Origin of the sequence: Halorubrum sp. AD140 (genome assembly GCF_034497445.1) — an archaeon.
Classification (GTDB): Archaea; Halobacteriota; Halobacteria; order Halobacteriales; family Haloferacaceae; genus Halorubrum.
The window spans coordinates 1-1426 of record NZ_JAXRUU010000192.1; the positions used below are offsets into that span (position 1 = coordinate 1).

The following is a 1426-nucleotide window of genomic DNA, read 5'->3' on the forward strand; positions in this document are numbered from 1 at the left end:
GGTTCCCCGCTCTCTCCGTTCCGGTTTCTGCTCTCCTCGTTCCCGTTCCTCACTCGAACGCAGCGATCCCCGTCAGGTCCTCGCCGAGCACCAGCGTGTGGATGTCGTGGGTCCCCTCGTAGGTGTAGACGGTCTCGAAGTTCGCCATGTGGCGCATCGGCGAGTAGTCGGTCGTGATCCCGTTGCCGCCGAGCATCTCGCGGGCGACCCGCGACTGGTCACGGGCGGTTCGGACGTTGTTTCGCTTCGCCATCGAGACGTGCTGGGGCGTGAGGTCGCCGCGCTCCTTCAGTTCGGCGAGCCGGTGGGCGAGCAGTTGGCTCGTCGTGATCTGCGTGGCCATCTCCGCGAGCTTCTCCTGTTGGAGCTGGAACCGCGCGATCGGGCCGCCGAACTGGTCGCGGTCGAGCGCGTACTCCCGGGCCTGCTCGAAGCAGTCGCGGGCGGCGCCGACCGCTCCCCACGCGATCCCGTAGCGCGCCTGCGTGAGACACGACAGCGGTCCCTTCATGCCGCTCACGCCGGGGAGAACGTTCTCCGCGGGGACGGAGACGTTCCGGAGGCTGATCTCCCCGGTGATCGACGCCCGCAGCGAGAGCTTGTCGTCGATCTCGTTGGTGGTGACGCCGTCGCGGTCGGTCTCGACGAGGAAGCCGCGGACCGGACTCCCCTCGGCGGAGGTCTCACGCGCCCAGACGACCGCTACGTCCGCGATGGGGGCGTTCGTGATCCACGTCTTCGACCCGTCGAGGACGTACGCGTCGCGGTCGCGCTCCGCGGTCGTCTCCATCGCCGAGGGGTCCGACCCGTGTTCGGGCTCCGTCAGGCCGAAACAGCCCACGGCCGCGCCGGTGCCGAGCGCGGGGAGCCAGCGCTCCCGCTGTTCGTCGCTGCCGTACGCGTGGATAGGGTACATCACGAGCGCTCCCTGGACGCTGGCCATCGACCGGAGCCCGGAGTCGCACGCCTCCAGCTCCTGCATCAGGAGGCCGTAGGCGGTCTCGGAGACGTTCGGCAGCCCGTACCCTTCGAGGTTCGAGCCGTAGAAGCCGAGCTCTCCCATTTCCGGAATCAGGTCCGTCGGGAACGTCCCCGCCTGAAAGTGATCGCCGATGTCGGGGCGGACCCGTTCGTCGACGAACTGGCGAGCGGTGTCGCGGATCAGCCGGGCCTCCTCGTCGAGGTCGGCCTCTAATCCAACGTAATCGAGCATGATGGTCCGTGCGCGTCGCGTCGGCAAAAGCGGTTCGCCGTCGTCGCGACCCCGCGCTCGCTCCGCCGCCCTCGCCCGGCCGCCTCAGACCCCGAACCGCTCGCGGGCGAACTTCGCCAGAAGCGGGAGGTCGTCGAGGTGGAGCAGCTTCGTCATCGCGGCCTTGTCGCCCTGGTTCGCCTCCTCCAAGATGTTGTCGTCAGTCCGGCGGAG

The 1426-nt window shown here is 68.7% G+C and carries 1 protein-coding gene and 1 pseudogene; both read right to left on the reverse strand.

Annotated features, from left to right (window positions below; all coding sequences use genetic code 11):
• Positions 1-49: 49 nt before the first annotated feature.
• Positions 50-1213: an acyl-CoA dehydrogenase family protein gene (locus U4E84_RS17320; RefSeq protein ID WP_322533339.1), complete on the reverse strand. Its 1164-nt coding sequence runs from the start codon at positions 1211-1213 to the stop codon at positions 50-52.
• Between the two features lie 84 nt (positions 1214-1297).
• A pseudogene (locus U4E84_RS17325) lies at positions 1298-1426 on the reverse strand (NAD(P)/FAD-dependent oxidoreductase); the annotation flags it as partial.

What these genes read in the sequence shown, in the direction of transcription:
- U4E84_RS17320 (WP_322533339.1), bottom strand. Translation starts at nt 1,213, where the DNA reads ATGCTCGATTACGTTGGATTAGAGGCCGACCTCGACGAGGAGGCCCGG.